General features: G+C 61.3%; 13 protein-coding genes and 1 tRNA gene. 8 read left to right on the top strand and 6 right to left on the bottom strand.

Annotated features, from left to right (window positions below; translation table 11 throughout):
* The first annotated feature begins 122 nt into the window (after window positions 1–122).
* On the top strand, window positions 123–932 hold the full coding sequence (gene folE2, locus ACN8ZM_RS25940; RefSeq protein ID WP_006486446.1) for a GTP cyclohydrolase FolE2: 810 nt from the start codon (window positions 123–125) through the stop codon (window positions 930–932).
* Window positions 933–1,024: 92 nt separating this feature from the next.
* On the opposite strand, the gene tsaD is transcribed toward folE2, so the two are convergent.
* Complete coding sequence (gene tsaD / locus ACN8ZM_RS25935) at window positions 1,025–2,065, bottom strand: tRNA (adenosine(37)-N6)-threonylcarbamoyltransferase complex transferase subunit TsaD (protein ID WP_039358123.1); 1,041 nt, start codon at window positions 2,063–2,065, stop codon at window positions 1,025–1,027.
* A gap of 130 nt (window positions 2,066–2,195) precedes the next feature.
* On the opposite strand from tsaD, the gene ACN8ZM_RS25930 reads away from it, so the two are divergent.
* From ACN8ZM_RS25930 to ACN8ZM_RS25905, 6 genes are all read left to right on the top strand, one after another.
* A complete protein-coding gene (locus ACN8ZM_RS25930) occupies window positions 2,196–3,416 on the top strand; it encodes an NAD(P)/FAD-dependent oxidoreductase (protein ID WP_420211157.1) in 1,221 nt (406 codons plus the stop codon).
* A gap of 107 nt (window positions 3,417–3,523) precedes the next feature.
* Window positions 3,524–3,736 (top strand): 30S ribosomal protein S21, encoded by a 213-nt coding sequence (gene rpsU / locus ACN8ZM_RS25925; protein WP_006479415.1) that lies wholly within the window; start codon window positions 3,524–3,526, stop codon window positions 3,734–3,736.
* 201 nt (window positions 3,737–3,937) lie between these two features.
* Window positions 3,938–4,384 carry a GatB/YqeY domain-containing protein gene (locus tag ACN8ZM_RS25920; RefSeq protein ID WP_043177763.1) on the top strand — a complete coding sequence of 149 codons (447 nt, stop codon included), beginning with the start codon at window positions 3,938–3,940 and terminating at the stop codon, window positions 4,382–4,384.
* A gap of 71 nt (window positions 4,385–4,455) precedes the next feature.
* Window positions 4,456–6,333: a DNA primase gene (dnaG, locus tag ACN8ZM_RS25915; protein ID WP_089453413.1), complete on the top strand. Its 1,878-nt coding sequence runs from the start codon at window positions 4,456–4,458 to the stop codon at window positions 6,331–6,333.
* Window positions 6,334–6,421: 88 nt separating this feature from the next.
* Entirely contained in the window at window positions 6,422–8,845 is a 2,424-nt protein-coding gene (rpoD, locus tag ACN8ZM_RS25910; protein WP_080741414.1) for an RNA polymerase sigma factor RpoD, read from the top strand.
* A gap of 129 nt (window positions 8,846–8,974) precedes the next feature.
* Window positions 8,975–9,050: transfer RNA gene (locus tag ACN8ZM_RS25905), tRNA-Ile, on the top strand.
* Window positions 9,051–9,456: 406 nt separating this feature from the next.
* On the opposite strand, the gene ACN8ZM_RS25900 is transcribed toward ACN8ZM_RS25905, so the two are convergent.
* Window positions 9,457–10,026 (bottom strand): hypothetical protein, encoded by a 570-nt coding sequence (locus tag ACN8ZM_RS25900; protein WP_420211156.1) that lies wholly within the window; start codon window positions 10,024–10,026, stop codon window positions 9,457–9,459.
* A gap of 239 nt (window positions 10,027–10,265) precedes the next feature.
* The gene (locus ACN8ZM_RS25895; protein WP_420211155.1) at window positions 10,266–10,736 is read right to left on the bottom strand and encodes a hypothetical protein; all 471 of its coding nucleotides are present in this window, start codon (window positions 10,734–10,736) and stop codon (window positions 10,266–10,268) included.
* Between the two features lie 340 nt (window positions 10,737–11,076).
* Here ACN8ZM_RS25895 and ACN8ZM_RS25890 point away from each other — a divergent pair, with 340 nt between their 5' ends.
* Window positions 11,077–11,262, top strand: a complete 186-nt coding sequence (locus tag ACN8ZM_RS25890; protein ID WP_420211154.1) for a hypothetical protein — start codon at window positions 11,077–11,079, stop codon at window positions 11,260–11,262.
* A gap of 673 nt (window positions 11,263–11,935) precedes the next feature.
* On the opposite strand, the gene ACN8ZM_RS25885 is transcribed toward ACN8ZM_RS25890, so the two are convergent.
* From ACN8ZM_RS25885 to ACN8ZM_RS25875, 3 genes are read right to left on the bottom strand one after another with little or no spacing between them, the layout of a single operon-like run.
* Window positions 11,936–13,204 carry a TniQ family protein gene (locus tag ACN8ZM_RS25885; protein ID WP_420211153.1) on the bottom strand — a complete coding sequence of 423 codons (1,269 nt, stop codon included), beginning with the start codon at window positions 13,202–13,204 and terminating at the stop codon, window positions 11,936–11,938.
* 26 nt (window positions 13,205–13,230) lie between these two features.
* A complete protein-coding gene (locus ACN8ZM_RS25880) occupies window positions 13,231–14,274 on the bottom strand; it encodes an ATP-binding protein (protein WP_420211152.1) in 1,044 nt (347 codons plus the stop codon).
* Window positions 14,275–14,283: 9 nt separating this feature from the next.
* Window positions 14,284–17,040: a transposase gene (locus ACN8ZM_RS25875; protein ID WP_420211151.1), complete on the bottom strand. Its 2,757-nt coding sequence runs from the start codon at window positions 17,038–17,040 to the stop codon at window positions 14,284–14,286.
* Window positions 17,041–17,078 lie beyond the last annotated feature (38 nt).

The raw sequence follows: 17,078 nt of genomic DNA, 5'->3' as shown, positions 1-17,078 counted from the left end.
CTGGCGCAACCGGTCTTCATTGATGCGGAAAACATGGGCCTGCGGGCCCATGTTGCTTTTCCGGCTGCCGCATGATGCGGCGTGCGCGTCGTCGAACGCGCGGCTTACAAGGATTGAACAAGATGAACCAGATGAATCCCGCCTTCGTGATGCCCGACGTGCAGAGCACGGTGGATACCCGTCAGATTCCGATTCAGCGCGTGGGCGTGAAGGCGGTCCGGCATCCGTTGACGGTGTGTACCGAAAGCGGCGACGTGCAGCCGACCGTCGGTGTCTGGAACCTCGACGTCCGCCTGCCGGCCGACCAGAAGGGCACGCACATGTCGCGTTTCGTCGCGCTGCTCGAAGAGAACCGCGCACCGCTGACGGTCGAGCGTTTTCGCGCGATGCTCGCGTCGATGCTCGAGAAGCTGGAAGCCGAGGCCGGCCGCATCGAGGTCACGTTCCCGTACTTCGTGAACAAGACGGCGCCGGTGTCGGGCGTGCAGAGCCTGCTCGACTATGAAGTGACGCTCGCGGGCGAAAGCCGCAACGGCGACACGCGCCTGTTCCTGAAGGTGCTGGTGCCGGTGACGAGCCTGTGCCCGTGCTCGAAGAAGATCTCGCAGTACGGCGCGCACAACCAGCGCTCGCACGTGACGATCGACGCGGAGCTCGCGGCCGACCTGCCGGTCGAGGCGCTGATCCGCATCGCTGAGGAAGAGGCATCGTGCGAGCTGTGGGGCCTGCTGAAGCGTCCGGACGAGAAGTTCGTCACCGAGCGTGCGTACGAGAATCCGAAGTTCGTCGAGGATCTCGTGCGCGACGTCGCGCAGCGTCTCGACGCGGACGAGCGCGTGGTGGCTTACGTGCTCGAAGCCGAGAACTTCGAGTCGATCCACAATCACAGCGCGTATGCGCTGATCGAACGCGACAAGCGGCAGGCAGCATAACGCCGCGGCGTTTTGTCGCGCCGATGAAAAAAGGCCGCTCGAATGAGCGGCCTTTTTGTTTGCCGGTGCGACCTTGCGTCGCACGGTGCGGCTCAGCGTGCGAGCGACGCGAGATCCCAGCGCGGCTTCACCGTGAATGCGTAGTCGGCATTTGCCTGCTCGGGCCAGCGGCCGAGCCGCAATGCGCCCGCGAGTGCGATCATCGCGCCGTTGTCGGTGCAGAGTGCGAGATCGGGGTAGTGCACGTCGAAACCGCGCTTGGCCGCGGCGGCCGACAGCGCGGCGCGCAACTGGCGGTTCGCGCCGACGCCGCCCGCGACCACGAGGCGCTTGAGCTTGGTCTTCTTCAGCGCGGCGAGCGACTTGGCGACGAGCACGTCGACGGCCGCGTCGACGAAGCCGCGTGCAAGGTCGGCCTTCGCGCGTTCGAGCGCTTCGCCTTCCAGCTTCGCCGCTTCGAACTTCTTCATCTGCGTGAGCACGGCCGTCTTCAGGCCGCTGAAGCTGAAGTCGAGGTCGCCCGAATGCAGCATCGGACGCGGCAGCACGACCGCGCCCGGCGTGCCGGTTTCGGCGAGTTTCGATACTTCCGGGCCGCCCGGGTAGCCGAGGCCGATCAGCTTCGCCGTCTTGTCGAATGCTTCGCCGGCGGCATCGTCGAGCGTTTCGCCGAGCGTCTCGTACACGCCGACGTCGGTCACGCGCATCAGCTGCGTGTGGCCGCCGGACACCAGCAGCGCGACGAATGGGAACGGCGGCGGCTCGTCGACGAGCAGCGGCGACAGCAGGTGGCCTTCGAGGTGATGGATGCCGACGGTCGGCTTGTTCCAGGCGAGCGCGAGCGCATTCGCGATGCTCGCGCCGACCAGCAGCGCGCCGGCGAGGCCGGGCCCTTGCGTGAACGCGATCGCGTCGATGTCGTCGCGGCGCGTGCCGCTTTGCGCCATCACTTCCTCGAGCAGCGGCAGCGCGCGGCGGATGTGGTCGCGCGACGCGAGCTCGGGCACGACGCCGCCGTACTCGCGGTGCATGGCGATCTGCGAGTGGAGCGCGTGCGCGAGCAGGCCGCGCTGCGTGTCGTAGAGCGCGAGGCCGGTTTCGTCACAGGAGCTTTCGATGCCGAGAACGAGCATGGGTGCGGGCAGGGCGCGCCTTATCGGACGCGCCGCAGGAAGGTCAACGTAACCGGAAATTATAGCAGGCGAGGGCCTGCCGCCGCTGGCGGCGGCCCGGGCCCGATGCCGGGCAGGTACAATCCGCGCCATGGAAACTTATGATATCGCCGTGATCGGCGCCGGCGCGGCCGGGATGATGAGCGCCGCGGTTGCCGGGCAGCTCGGCCGCCGCGTCGTGCTGATCGATCACGCGCCGCGGCTCGCCGAGAAGATCCGCATCTCGGGCGGCGGCCGCTGCAACTTCACGAACCTGTACGCCGGCCCTGACAACTATCTGTCGTCGAATCCGCATTTCGCGCGCTCGGCCCTGGCGCGCTATACGCCGCGCGATTTCCTCGGGCTGCTCAAGCGTCATCATGTGACCTGGCACGAAAAGCACAAGGGCCAGCTTTTTTGCGATCACGGCAGCGACGCGGTCATCGACGTGCTGAAGCACGAGTGCGATGCGGGCGGCATCGCGTGGCGCCGGCCGGTCGTCGTCGACGCGGTGCGCCACGCCCCGGCCGACGGTTTCATGCTCGACACGCAGCAGGCGGGGACGATCGGTGCGCGCGCACTGATCGTCGCGACCGGCGGCCTGTCGATCCCGAAGATCGGCGCGACCGACTTCGGCTACCGGCTGGCCAAGCAGTTCGGCCACAAGCTCATCGATACGCGGCCCGCGCTCGTGCCATTGACGTTCGCGCAGCAGGACTGGGAGCCGTTCGCGGCGTTGTCCGGCGTATCGCTCGAAGTGCGCGTCTCGACCGGCGACAAGAAGCGCGGCGGCGAATTCGTCGAGGACCTGCTGCTGACCCATCGCGGCCTGTCCGGGCCCGGAATCCTGCAGATCTCGAGTTACTGGCAGCCTGGCGACCCGATTCGCGTCGATCTGTTGCCGCAACGCGACACGGTCGCCGACCTGCTCGACGCGAAGCGCACGTCGAAGCGCCAGATCGGTTCGCTGCTCGCGGACTGGGTGCCGTCGCGCCTCGCGCATGCGTGGCTCGACACGCATCGCGTCGCGGCCGACGCGCGGCTCGCGGACCTGCCCGACAAGACGCTGCGCCAGATCGGCGACGCGCTGTCCGGCTGGGCGCTGACGCCGAACGGCACCGAGGGCTACAAGAAGGCCGAAGTGACGAAGGGCGGGGTCGATACGCGCGACCTGTCGTCGGCGACGATGATGAGCACGCGCGTGCCCGGACTGTTCTTCGTCGGCGAGGCGGTGGACGTGACGGGCTGGCTCGGCGGCTACAACTTTCAGTGGGCGTGGGCGTCCGGCACGGCGGCCGGGCAGGCCGCGGCGGAGTATGCGCGCGGCGCCTGACGGGGCCGGGCTGGCGCCGTTTTGACGGGACCAGGCCCCGTGCCTTTAGGCAATCGCTCTGCTATACTCGGTAGTCTTTCCCTGCAAACCTTTATTCGTGTCGGATCATGACGATCATTCGCGTTAAAGAGAACGAGCCGTTCGAAGTTGCAATGCGTCGCTTCAAGCGCACGATCGAGAAGAACGGTCTGCTGACCGAGCTCCGAGCGCGCGAGTTTTACGAGAAGCCGACCGCGGAGCGCAAACGCAAGAAGGCTGCTGCAGTGAAGCGTCATTACAAGCGTATCCGCAGCCAGACGCTGCCGAAGAAGCTGTACTGAACGATTGGGCGCCGCGCGGTTCGCTGAGCGGCGCACCGGCGACTCCGTACGATCGAGGAAGATCGAGCATGATCGTGCGACCGATCAGGCGAGCCGCCGATGCCGGATTCGAGCAACCCGCTTGAGACACTGTCCCAAGCGGGTTTTTGTGTTGACGTCCGTTCGCGGGCGTCGAATTCACGTTTCCTTCCCGGGTGAAAGATGAGTTTGAAAGAGCAGATCAGCGAAGACATGAAGGCCGCGATGCGCGCGAAGGAAAGCGAGCGCCTGGCAACGATTCGCCTGCTGATGGCCGCGATCAAGCAGCGCGAAGTCGACGATCAGATCACCCTCGACGACGCGGGCATCACGGCCGTGATCGACAAGATGATCAAGCAGCGCAAGGATTCGATCAGCCAGTTCCAGGCAGCCGCCCGTGACGACCTCGTCGCGAAGGAGCAGGCTGAACTGGTCGTGCTGAGCGGCTACATGCCCGAGCAGCTGTCGGAAGCCGAAGTGGCTGCCGAAGTCCAGGCTGCGGTCGCGCAGACGGGCGCCGCCGGCCCGCAGGACATGGGCAAGGTGATGGGCGTGCTGAAGGGCAAGCTCGCTGGCCGTGCCGACATGACGGCGATTTCCGCGCTGGTCAAGGCCGCGCTGACGAAGTAACCCCTGTTTCCCCGGCGCGCGCAATGCGTGGGCCGGGGTGCCGTATTGTCTTTTTTTCGCTCGATCCCACGGTGATTCCGCATTCGTTCCTGCAGGACTTGCTGAACCGCGTCGATATCGTCGACGTGGTGGGTCGGTACGTGCAGCTCAAGAAGGGCGGCGCCAACTTCATGGGGCTGTGCCCGTTCCACAACGAGAAGAGCCCGTCGTTTACCGTCAGTCCGACCAAGCAGTTCTATCACTGCTTCGGTTGTGGCGCGCACGGCACGGCGATCGGCTTCCTGATGGAACACGCGGGGCTTACGTTTCCCGAAGCCGTGCAGGAACTCGCGCAGTCCGTCGGGCTGACCGTGCCGCACGAGCCGTCGATGCGCGGCGGCGGTGGGGGCGGAGGCGGTGGCGGCGACTATCCGGCGCCGGTGTCGAAATCGGTCGCGACCGCGTTGTCCGATGCGATGACCGCTGCATGTGACTACTACCGCAAGCAGTTGCGCGGTGCGACCGTCGCGATCCAGTACCTGAAGAACCGGGGCCTGACCGGCGAGATCGCCGCGCGCTTCGGTCTTGGTTATGCGCCGGACGGCTGGCAGAACCTCGAAGCCGCGTTCCCGGACTATCGCGACGAGTCGCTCGTCGAGTCGGGGCTCGTGATCGTCAGCGAGAAGACCGATGCGCAGGGCGTCGCACGCCGCTACGACCGGTTCCGCGAGCGGATCATGTTCCCGATCCGCAACGTGAAGGGCCAGGTGATCGGCTTCGGCGGTCGCGTGCTCGGCAGCGGCGAGCCGAAGTACCTGAACTCGCCCGAAACCCCGCTGTTCAACAAGGGCAGCGAGCTGTACGGCCTGTTCGAGGCGCGGCTCGCGATTCGCGAGCGCAAGTACGTGCTGGTCGTCGAAGGCTACATGGACGTCGTCGCGCTCGCGCAGCTCGGGTTCCCGAATGCGGTCGCGACGCTCGGCACCGCGTGCACGCCGATTCACGTGCAGAAGCTGCTGCGCCAGACCGATACGGTCATTTTCAGTTTCGACGGCGATTCGGCCGGGCGGCGGGCGGCCCGGCGCGCGCTCGAGGCCTGCCTGCCGCACGCGGGCGACAACCGCACGATCCGGTTCCTTTTTCTGCCGGCCGAGCACGATCCGGACAGCTATGTACGCGAGTTCGGCGAGGCGGCGTTCTCCGAGCAGGTCGAGCGCGCGATGCCGCTGTCACAATTTCTGCTGAACGAAGCAATTTCCGGCAAGGCGCTCGACCAGCCGGAAGGCCGCGCGAAGGCGCTGTTCGACGCGAAGCCGCTGTTGCAGGCGTTGCCCGCGAACGCGTTGCGCGCGCAGATCATGCACATGTTCGCCGATCGCCTCGACATCCCGTTCGAAGAGGTCGCGGGGCTGTCCGACGTCGATACGCGGATCGCGGCACCGCCGCGCCAGGCGCCCCCGCGCAGCGAGCGGCGTCGCGTGACGGACAGCGAAAAGCGTGCGTTGCGCACGCTGGTGATGCATCCGCGCATCGCGACTCAGCTCGACGACGAGCAGCTCGCGACCCTGCGCGCGTTGCCGCGCATCGGCGAACTGTTCGCGGAAGTCGTCGATCACGCGCGCGCGCTGGGCGACGGCGCGGAGTTTCGGCTGCTGTCGGATGTCCTGCGGACGTCCTCGAATGGAGCGACTTACGAGGAAATCTTCCGCGAAATTCTGGACTATGATGAAAACGTCCGCGACTTGCTGTTACAGAATCCGGAAGACGAGACGGTGCCCGAGCGGCAGCGTGAACAGGAACGGATCGCGGGGGAGGAACTGCAGGCGGCGGTACTCAAGATGCGTTACGACGCCTGCTGCGACCGGCTTGACAGGCTGGCGCGGCAATCCACCTTCACACCCGAGGAATTGGCCGAATTGACGGAATTGAACCAGCAGCGAACCGACATGAAGCGTCGGCTCGGGCTGTAGGCGGCCGGGGAGCTTAGAGAGGGTTCCCCAGCGTGCTATAATATAAGGTTTCCAGCGGTTTGTTTTCTAAGCAGAGGCGAGAATCGCGATGGCAAAGACGACAGGCGGAAAGAAAGCAGCAGGCAAGGGCTCGACGGAGCCGACCAAGAAGGTCACAGCGGCCAAGTCTGCTTCTTCCACCAGGACAACGTCTTCAGCCACGTCAGCCCCAGCAGGAAAGAAAACCGCGGCCGGCACTGCTCAAGCTGCGCCGGCGCAGGCAGCCAGAACACGGGCTGCCGCCAGACCCGACTCCGGGCCGGCCAAGCCGGCGGCGAAGCGGGCAAGTGCGAAAAGCGCAAGGGACACGACTGCCGCCGCGGACGAAACGGCAGTACGTACTACTCATGCACCCACGGTTCAACCGGCTGTCGTCCAGCAGCCGCGAGTCGATATAGCCGGTACGGCGAACTCCATGACCAAAAAGCTGAACGAAGTATCCGTCGAAGACGACGCAAATCAGAGCGACGAGCAGCCCGCAGCAGCAGCGGCGGCTGCACCGGGCAAGTCCAAGGTGCGCGATCGTCGTGCCAAGGAAAAGGCGCTACTGAAGGAAGCGTTCGCGACGAGCACGCCGGGTACGGCCGAGGAGCTCGAAGAGCGCCGCGTGAAGCTGCGCGCGCTGATCAAGCTCGGCAAGGAGCGCGGCTTCCTGACGTACGCCGAAATCAACGACCACCTGCCGGACAACTTCACCGAGACCGAAGCCCTCGAAGGCATCATCGGTACGTTCAACGACATGGGCGTGGCGGTCTACGAGCAGGCGCCGGACGCGGAAACGCTGCTCCTGAACGACAACGCGCCGGCCGCGTCGTCGGACGATGAAGTCGAAGAGGAAGCGGAAGTCGCGCTGTCCACCGTCGATTCGGAATTCGGCCGCACGACCGATCCGGTCCGGATGTACATGCGTGAAATGGGCACGGTCGAGCTGCTCACGCGCGAAGGCGAAATCGAGATCGCGAAGCGGATCGAGGACGGCCTGCGCCACATGGTGATGGCAATCTCCGCATGCCCGACGACGATCGCCGACATCCTCGCGATGGCTGAACGCGTCGCAAACGAAGAGATCCGCGTCGATGAGCTCGTCGACGGCCTGCTCGATCCGAATGCTTCGGACTCCGCCGATACCGACGGCTTCTCCGCGAAGGAAGCGGAAGCCATCGAGAACGAGGACGAGGAAGCTGAAGAGGAAGAGGAAGAAGAGGAAGAGGAGGAAGATGACGGTGCCGCACAGGCATCGGCCAACGCCGCCCAGCTCGAAGCCCTCAAGCGCGCCTCGCTCGACAAGTTCTCGCAGATCAGCGAGTGGTTCGACAAGATGCGCCGCGCGTTCGAAAAGGAAGGCTACAAGTCGAAGGCCTACCTGAAGGCGCAGGAAACGATCCAGACCGAACTGATGACGATCCGCTTCACCGCGCGTACCGTCGAACGCCTGTGCGACACGCTGCGTGCGCAGGTGGACGAAGTGCGTCAGGTCGAACGTCAGATCCTGCACATCGTCGTCGACAAGTGCGGCATGCCGCGTTCGGAATTCATCGCGCGCTTCCCGGGCAGCGAGACGGATCTCGACTGGTCCGAGAAGGTCATGGCCGAAGGCCATTCGTACAGCGCGGTGCTGTCGCGTAACGTTCCGGCGATCCGCGAACAGCAGCAGCGCCTGCTCGACCTGCAGGCGCGCGTCGTGCTGCCGCTGAAGGATCTGAAGGAAACCAACCGCCAGATGGCGGCGGGCGAACTGAAGGCGCGCCAGGCGAAGCGCGAAATGACCGAGGCGAACCTGCGTCTCGTGATCTCGATCGCGAAGAAGTACACGAACCGCGGCCTGCAGTTCCTCGACCTGATCCAGGAAGGCAACATCGGCCTGATGAAGGCGGTGGACAAGTTCGAATACCGTCGCGGCTACAAGTTCTCGACCTATGCGACGTGGTGGATCCGTCAGGCCATCACGCGCTCGATCGCGGACCAGGCGCGCACGATCCGTATTCCGGTTCACATGATCGAGACGATCAACAAGATGAACCGCATCTCGCGGCAGATCCTGCAGGAAACCGGTCTCGAGCCGGATCCGGCAACGCTCGCCGAGAAGATGGAGATGCCGGAAGACAAGATCCGCAAGATCATGAAGATCGCGAAGGAGCCGATCTCGATGGAAACGCCGATCGGTGACGACGACGATTCCCATCTCGGCGACTTCATCGAGGACACCAACACGGTCGCGCCGGCGGATGCCGCGCTGCATGCAAGCATGCGCGACGTCGTGAAGGACGTGCTCGATTCGCTGACGCCGCGCGAGGCGAAGGTGCTGCGGATGCGCTTCGGTATCGAGATGAGCACCGATCACACGCTCGAGGAAGTCGGTAAGCAATTCGACGTCACGCGTGAGCGGATCCGTCAGATCGAGGCCAAGGCGCTGCGCAAGCTGCGTCACCCGAGCCGTTCCGACAAGCTGAAGTCGTTCCTCGAAGGGAACTGATTTCCAGCGTCTCTCCTGCGAACGCCGCCGGTATCTGCATGATGCCGGTGGCGTTTCTCCCCTTTGTTGTTACAATGCCGGCCCGGCTTCTTTGTCGGGGCAGCGTGTGACACGCTTTGCTTCTCATCAGGGCTTGTAGCTCAGCGGTTAGAGCAGTCGACTCATAATCGATTGGTCGCGGGTTCGAACCCCGCCGGGCCCACCAGATTTCATGCGCGCGATTGCGTGGCATGCCTGTGCCGTTAAGCATAAGTTGTCCACCTGGACACGTTATGCCTTATTTCCCGATCGGCCACGTTTTGCTTTATCGGGAATTGGCTGTACGTTTGAAGGTTTGGTTCGCGGTGGCAATCGACCGCGATTCGACGTGAAAAAGCCGACCCGGTGGGTCGGCTTTTTCGTTTCTGATTACGGGCATGCCTAGCTCAGTCCGGGCGCCTCCTAGCCCCTCTGACGTCTGTCTATGGCGCCTCGGATGCTGGTCACGGCCTCAGGGGGCATCCGGGTGAACGACTGCGCCGGCGACTGATCGACCGGCACGCAGCACTCGCCTGACGATGGCCGTCTGCGCGTTGGTTTTCGGAGGGCAGTGCCCCGGGCGTCGTCTACGCTCAAAAAGGCGCGCGCCTTTCCATAACGGAGTCGCGATAGACACGAGCGACGAGAGTCCCAGTTCTGTCGACGGTGCGTCCCTGAGCGGCTTCCTCAAGACAGTGAAGAACCTCGAGTGCATGATTACCGCAGGCATCGCGGTCTCGCCTCGCGAACTCGAGTTCCGTCTCCAGTCCGTTTCTAGCAAATTGAGCGCAAAGCCAATCGAATGCAGAGGAAGCGTCGGATGGCCGCTCGTGAGCCGGCAGCGTCAGCAACATTTCGGCGTTAGCTTCATCGAACGCATTGAGTCGCAAGAATTCGTTGACGTCCCGCAGTAACTCGTTTACACCACGGCCGGTGCCTTCGAGAGCAATTTGCCAATGGGGGATACATCGGGTCATTGCAGTGACGAGATACATCAGGTCGAAATCCTGCCAGAACCGCGGACGTGGTTGATACACGTATTCCAACGCCAGCGAAAGGCACATCGAAGTCAGGTGGAGTTCGTTAAATTGGCAGTCCGCCATATAGGTGTACAGCGCATTGGTCGTCTCGGCGTGAAGGTCTGGAGTGGTTTCGGGTCGCATGTTTGTCGTCTTTAGAGAAGGGGGCTTGGTCAAGGTAGGTACGCCGACCTAGCACGACCTTGTTAAGCAGTCGGGCCCGAAAAGCCGGCCGATCGCGATGTACCGGCGGCAGACCGGTGACAAAGTGATTTCTTGCTTCTCGTACAGATTGGTCAGCGTTGACGGCTCGTAGGTCGGTACCTGTTCGGTTAGCTGGTGCGGAGCCGCAATCGACCCTGCGTACCGGTTAAGATGAGTTCTCAAATGTCCTCGTCGTCGTCCCAAGGATTCGGAAGGCTTCCCTTCTGTTCTGGTCGGAACTCATAGGGAACGGTTTCTGTTGCGCCGTTGAAATACAGAACGCCTGCAGTGGCTTCCGAGATGAGGACGCGTGCGCTCGAGTACGACCGATAGAATTCGGCATCCGCATAATTGCGAGCGCGCTCGTCCCATTCGTCAAAATCGTTCCGCAATTTTTCTGCGACCGTGGTGCCGAAGTGCGCTCGCTGCAGGCCGTACCGAAGCAGTTCAAAGAACGGTTTTGGTCCGTTGGGTGTCGTCATATCCTTATCGTGACCGACCATTTCGCCTAATTTCACAAGGAAGGACAAATACGAGCCTTTCGAATAAATTGAATCGTAGGCGTATCGATATTCCCATGAATAGATGGCGCCGATTTCCAATCCTGCGCTGAGTTGTGGATACTCTGGTATTCCTTCAATACGAATCAATTCTGGGAGGCGCTTTCCTGTTTTTGGACAGAGTAGTGCTGTATCGGGTGTTCCGGTGTCTGCTTGTTTCTGAAGGCCTAAGTATACAATGTAGTATCCGAGGTGGGATTTCGAAAACACAATGGGCTCCAAAAGTTCGTGTTAGTTAGTGACGAAATTCAGCACATGCTGGTTTTTCGGCGGTCAAAGCGTGATCGGTGCTTGCGTGCGAAATTTCATGGGGCCAATTTAATGGTTGCAAATCATGATGTAGGTGTGGCTGGTCTGTTGACGTTTCCGTCATCACTGGATTGCAGTACTTCACAGGATGCGTATAGCACCGGTGATGATGGATGAGGCCATGAAAAACAGCTTATTTAAAAAAAATTTGGGGAGTTTTGAAAACGCGCTGGTAGAAAGGGAGATTTTCGAGAAATGCGAAAACTCGCAAGCCGGTATGGCGTTTTTCGTGAATGACTGGCCGAGCGTCATTGGCATCGGCTGGCTTGAGGGGAAACGGGCGGAATCAAATGCAGGTCGAGGGTGAATTGTCTGCATAACCCGCGCAACCACTGCGATCGCGCCCTGGTGAGTCTAGGCAGCTGACGGTCGACTTTCCCGCGATTAGTGTGAGTAGGTCTTGGCGACCCTTAACCAGAGCGCCGAAGCGACTTACGGAATTCTGCCTCGGGCTGCACCCTGCCTGCGAGTGCATCCGCCAGCCCCTGCTCGGCATCACCCAACATGACCAGCCAAGCGTGCTTTGCTTCGAGGGCGTGGTAGTAATCCAGCTTCCGGCATCCACAATCGCGACGTACGCTGAACCGTTCTTCGTCAGAATCTTCTCTGCGCCGGCAACCACTTCCTCCGCCAGTTCCAGCAGCCGCGAGCTCGCCTCGCTAATCGGCACTATGTCGTGAGCAGGAACTGGCATAGACGTATCCCGTATGAAATCGGATTTCGACAAGACTAAGAATAGTCACGTATGCGGTCAGGTGCTGTTCAACATGTCTCATACCGCCGGGAAGGGCGCTCTCCACTTCCAGCAGTATGCCGCGAGCGCGTCGTTAGCTCGTTCCGTTCGCCGCCGGAAAGATCGGTGGACAAGCGAATCGCCTGCGCAGTTTGTGACTCGCGGCCACAAGGGCGGGCCTTGGCGGACGCGAAAGCGTCTTAGGTGACGGCCGAGGCATGGCGGGCTGCACCTTTCGGTGAGGAGCTCAGCTCTCTCCGCTCTTGCTCTTGGTCTCCTGCAGCAGTCCGATGACCCCCCTGAAACTGCCGAGGACCTCATTTGGGACCCGTCCTTTCAATTCTCGGAGATTGAGGGCTTTTCCATCGGCCACAATATCTCGGCATGCGGTTTCGATAGTCGTACGAGCAGTTTCTTGGCGTTGCGTACTTTGCCGCAGCCTGTTCTGCCTCCGTTGCTCTGCGAGCATTCGGGCTTCGCCGTTGGCATTGAGATAGAGCTGGCGCTTGGTGATGCCGAGGCGCCGCGCAGCCTCCTCGACACTGATGGCATCCGGTGATTGGCTCAGCGCGGTTAGCTCCGCGCGGACGCAATCCCAATCCAGAATGCGTGGTGCCGCACGCTTCGTGTGGTCAGGAAATAGCGACTTCAAAGAATGGATTTCTGCGGTGGCCGATGGCCAGTCAGAAATGTCGCCAGTCAGAAGCTTCGGAAGCGCCACTCCGGTCTGCGAGGCAATACGCAGATGGCCAGATAGGCTGGGAATGCCGCCCTCTTTTAGCCAGTAGTGCACGTTGACCTTGTTAAGCCCAATGCGTCGGGCAAACAACGCGCTTTTCCCGGTATCCAAGCGGTTGACCAATTCGCGAATGGTGCCATGCAGAATCTGACGCGTCGGCAACATATCCAACGTAGCTTGTACTTCCAGCATTGCACCGACTTGAGACGCTATCCACGTTGCTTCCGGGGACGCAGGTGTAAGGCTTTCGGCGTCGCCGAGGAATGCGCCGCAGTGCGCACACCATCCCGGAATGACAAAGGCCGAATTGTGCCGTGCATCTGGACGGCCGCAGTCCGGACAGACATGAACCAGTTTCGTTTTGTGGCGAGGGCAAGCGGTCACGGTGCCGATGTCCCATGCCAGCCGGAAATACGGCTTCTGACCTGCAGCACGGTCCTCCACCAGGCATTGCGGACACCAGTGAGGCGACGCAGACGCCAATCCATGCTGACCGACAACATCACGCCACGTTAGCAGGGTCAGTTTGTCCAGGTGCTTAACGCTCGTCAATGCAGATAAGGCACTCGACCAGTTGGTTGCTGCATCGGCCATCCCGCTGAGATTGACAGCGTTCCAGTTGTACCTTCCAGCAATTTGCCACCCCATAGCGGTTGCGACTACGCGCGAAAGCTCGGCAGCAGAGATGCTGTGAGATACCGCCAGGCGACAGAAGTAGCTGAACAGACTCTCGATTTCGGGAGTACCTATCCCGATCGGAACGAGGGGGTTCAGCATCGAACGTGGAGATATCGGTTGCATAGTCATTCAGCACCCCCGCCCGGATTTGCCACTGAACGCTTCGGCTTCGGCATGACGCGCGTGAGGCTTGGACCGATAGCGGCTTCTCCGTCGAGGATTTCCTCCAATATTCGCTTGCGTTGTGCTTCGTTGAGCAGGGCGCGCTTCAATGCCTCGACCGACCATGCACCGTCTGCGTCGGCCAGCTTGGCGGCGCGGACCAGCACGCTGCTCAACGTTCCAACGCATCCCAACGTATTGTCGTGGAGTGCCATGGTGTGGCGCGAGAGCTCGTTTCCCCAAAGGTCGGGCAACGTTTTCTCGAACGCCTGGATGCAGCGTTGGAAGGCTCGCACGTCTTCTGGCTTATCTTCTCGATAGCGCTCGAAATGAAGCACGTGTGTGCGCCGCGCGAGTTGCCCGGACAACGTAACCAATTGGTAGAGGTCGTACGAGCCAATCAGGACCATTTGCGTACCGCATTGATTTGCCAGCGACTTCAGCGTGTCGAGCTGGATTTCCAGCCGATGTTGACCTCGTGTCTGGCGAATGATGTGGGCCGCCTCGTCGATGACGAGGAACTGCACCTGTCGCTCTCGTAATCCGCGCTCGACTGCGGTACGCAGCGCGGCCAAGCTGCTTCCGTTGCTGCTACCGCGAGGGCGAACCATCCGGCCAGTCTGTGAATCTATTCCGTATGTCACTTTCGGCGAGTCGAGATTGTCCCCGAGCTGAGCCAGAATCCGTTGGTAGAACAGCCGCCACGAGAAGTCGCTCTCGCCGGAGGCCGGTGCTTCAACGTAGATGGCCGGAATCACACCGGCATTCGATTCCATCTGATGGTGAGCATGTTCAAGCGCAGTGTCGACCATATGTCTGGCAAGCGTCGTTTTGCCAGCACCTGTTGGGCCGCAAACAAGAAGAATGCTGTCCTGGCTTCCAGGATAAATCAGGGTGCCGAGGTCGGCCATTACTTCGACGACGCGGGTGTGCTTTATGCGTTTGGACGAGAGCGCATTGGCAGAGTCATTTCGCGCCGGCGGGAATGTATGGTTTTGTTGAGGCATAGGACCACCTTAGAACTCTTCAAAGTCAGGAAGATCGTCATCCCCTGCGACTTCTTGCTGCGCTTTCGGCGGGTGAGGCATCATTGGCTCTGGCTTCGCCGGGGCGCTATTTGTAGTCGATGACTCATCGATGAGGCGGAATCGACGAGGGGCAGCGACCGGTTCGATATTTCCGAATCGGAGGCTGCTGTAGAGAGCCTTGTTTTCCGACTGGCGCTCGAACTCCATGGCTAACGCACCTTCCGGTGTGAACGTCGACACGAACTCTCGAAGTCGTTGCGCGGCCCGTTCGTCACCAGCAGACGTGCAGCTGCCGCGGTTGTATTCCGCAGTGATGGCACGTTGCTCCACGTCGGTCAGCTGTCCTAGGCCATGCAGGTTTCGGCAAATGGCCCGAACCCATTCGTCCTTTACGCGTACATAGACCGACGAGGCATCCCAGGGGTCGTAACGGACCGGCAAGCTTTGGCCGCCGAGATGGGCGGATTTAAACGTGTCGTTCCAATAGAGTCGACCGCTTACCTTGACGCCGCGTTGGCGATCAACCTCGCGCACGCCAGAGCGGTCAACGGGCGGGCAGGTGGCAATCAGGAAGTCCCGGTTGAAGAGAATTTGTCGCTGCGGGCGTGTGCCGCTCTCGCGCAGGCCACGGAGGTAGGCGTCTCTTGGGGATTCATCGAGCGCGGGGTGGGTCGCTTCGTCGTAGTAGTCGCAGGCCCAGTGCCGAATCCCATAATAGAGTTGCTCGAGCGTCCACTCCGCAAGCTTTTGCGGCAGATGGGAGCCAGTGACCATTCGCACGTTCTTCGTCGCTTTGGTATTGCCATCCAGGTTGTGGACGTATTCGGTGTGCAACCGACCGAACATCCGCTCGAGGACGGCGCCGTGTCGTGGTTGTCCCGCGGGACGGAAACGCAGATGCGTGCCCATCACGCGGAGAAACGACTCGAACGCTTGGGACATGAAGTCGCGGCCGTTATCGACAACAATGAATTCAGGGAGACGCTTGAAGCGGCGTACCATGTCGCGGACGACCATCATGACCGAGTGATACGACGGCGGGTCGAACGTCAGGTAGAACGCAACGATGCGCCGCGACCAGGCGTCCACCGCCAGCGACAACCAGGGGCGGCCCAGTGGCTTGCCAGTCCGGCTCGAAATCAGTTCGATATCGAGTTGGGTATGGTCGATATGAACATACTGAAACGGCCGACTACCATGCGCCGGCGTGTCGTAATACAGGACGTCCACAAACACGTTCTTCTGATAGGCCATGCGTTTCCCGTGGCGCGTACGAACGTCCTCGTTCGTCTCGAGTGCCTTGATTCGTGCAATCAACGTCGGATATGACGGGGCCGTCACGCCGGCTTTGTCGCATGCCACTTTCAATAGCAGGTGGCATGCCTTGTAATTGATGGCATTGCTGGCGCGCCACGCAGTGTCGATAATACGGTCCATCAATTCGAGCTGGTCGCCGCTCAAGCGGGGCGTACGGTTGCCCTTGGCACTGGTCCGCGGCACCAGCGCCACGACTTCATTGTCGCCATTGGCGAGAGCGGCCAGTCTGCGTGATTCCCAGCGCCGGAGTGTGCGAGAGGTGACGACCTTCTGGACCTCTCGGGATTCGAGAAGGGACTGCCGCTGAAGAGCAAGTTCAAGGTCTTCTTTGGAGTAGCGGCTCAAATCCGCATGTGGTTTCTGGTCGCTTTGGAGCACCTTGATTTGATGCTTCTCGTGAGCGTCCTCGAGCCATGCCCGGGACAATTGCATGCTGGACCCGTCTTGTCGATTGCAGACGACGTTTTCTTCGCCCACCATCACGATGGTCAGCTCTTGGCCTTCAAACTGGAATTTCGATCCTTCGGCGACATCGAAGGCGAACCGGTCGAGGCCGGGCAACTGGCCGGCGTGGGTATCTGCAAGCATGAAATCACGCAGCACCTCGTCACGATAGAGGCGAAACCGCCGCTTGTCGCTGAACGACTCCCGGTCGATGTCGGTTGCCACGTGATTGCCGGCGATGGCCTGGTTCAGCGAGTCCGCGTCGAATTCGTATGGAGCGGCGAGCAGTTCCCAGAAGGACAGGGACCCGTGCTCGCGAAGCACATCATGGAGCCGTGCCACCACATCCGCCGGGCATGGCTCTGCACCCGGATGAAGGTAATCGGCTAGATACAGAAGGTTTTCGACGCGGCGGCGAGGGATGGATTCATCGCTGCAAACGCGATAACGAATGCCGAGTCCGGCAAGCTGCTTTTCAATTTGTTGGGCGTACCATTGGCCGTCACTGCCCTTGGCATAGCGATAGGGATACCGCTCGGCCAATCGTGCGAGTTTGGCCTCGGATTTCCATTCCTCGAGCGTGAAACCATCGTTGCGAATGGTGAGGAAATCCGGGACGTGCGTGATGGACCGGATTTCGCCAGTGGACTCGTCAATCAACTCAAGCTTCAGCTCACACGGCTGAGCGTAATACTCGAGCACATCGGCCGCATGCTCCTTGGTCACCGCGGCTGCAAATTCGATGTGGCGGCTCTCTGTCCGGATGTCACGTAGCATCTTCTGACTGGCCAGGATGGTGATGACATTGCCGACCTCAGACTTCACCGGGCGAACCGGCGCCTTGATTCGGGCGTCGAGAATAAGCGCTCGGCCGGCGGGCGGCGTGCCCAGTCGGTCGAAGAGGTCAGTCAGTTGTGCCTTGTCCAGCATCACGGCGTCCAGAAAAATGGTGGATATGGACGTGTAGAGATCCTGGCAAGCCATGAATGCCATATCGGTCGTATATGACCGATTTCAGTCTG

The sequence above is a fragment of the Burkholderia aenigmatica genome (assembly GCF_048627025.1).
In the GTDB taxonomy this organism is placed as follows: Bacteria; Pseudomonadota; Gammaproteobacteria; order Burkholderiales; family Burkholderiaceae; genus Burkholderia; species Burkholderia aenigmatica.
This window is presented reverse-complemented; position numbering and strand designations above follow the sequence as displayed.

Bases quoted from the DNA above. Each gene is read 5' to 3' on its own strand.
- folE2 (WP_006486446.1), top strand. From the start codon at position 123: ATGAACCAGATGAATCCCGCCTTCGTGATGCCCGACGTGCAGAGCACG.
- tsaD (WP_039358123.1), bottom strand. From the start codon at position 2,065: ATGCTCGTTCTCGGCATCGAAAGCTCCTGTGACGAAACCGGCCTCGCG.
- ACN8ZM_RS25930 (WP_420211157.1), top strand. From the start codon at position 2,196: ATGGAAACTTATGATATCGCCGTGATCGGCGCCGGCGCGGCCGGGATG.
- rpsU (WP_006479415.1), top strand. From the start codon at position 3,524: ATGACGATCATTCGCGTTAAAGAGAACGAGCCGTTCGAAGTTGCAATG.
- ACN8ZM_RS25920 (WP_043177763.1), top strand. From the start codon at position 3,938: ATGAGTTTGAAAGAGCAGATCAGCGAAGACATGAAGGCCGCGATGCGC.
- rpoD (WP_080741414.1), top strand. From the start codon at position 6,422: ATGGCAAAGACGACAGGCGGAAAGAAAGCAGCAGGCAAGGGCTCGACG.
- ACN8ZM_RS25900 (WP_420211156.1), bottom strand. From the start codon at position 10,026: ATGCGACCCGAAACCACTCCAGACCTTCACGCCGAGACGACCAATGCG.
- ACN8ZM_RS25890 (WP_420211154.1), top strand. From the start codon at position 11,077: ATGAAAAACAGCTTATTTAAAAAAAATTTGGGGAGTTTTGAAAACGCG.
- ACN8ZM_RS25885 (WP_420211153.1), bottom strand. From the start codon at position 13,204: ATGCTGAACCCCCTCGTTCCGATCGGGATAGGTACTCCCGAAATCGAG.
- ACN8ZM_RS25880 (WP_420211152.1), bottom strand. From the start codon at position 14,274: ATGCCTCAACAAAACCATACATTCCCGCCGGCGCGAAATGACTCTGCC.
- ACN8ZM_RS25875 (WP_420211151.1), bottom strand. From the start codon at position 17,040: ATGGCTTGCCAGGATCTCTACACGTCCATATCCACCATTTTTCTGGAC.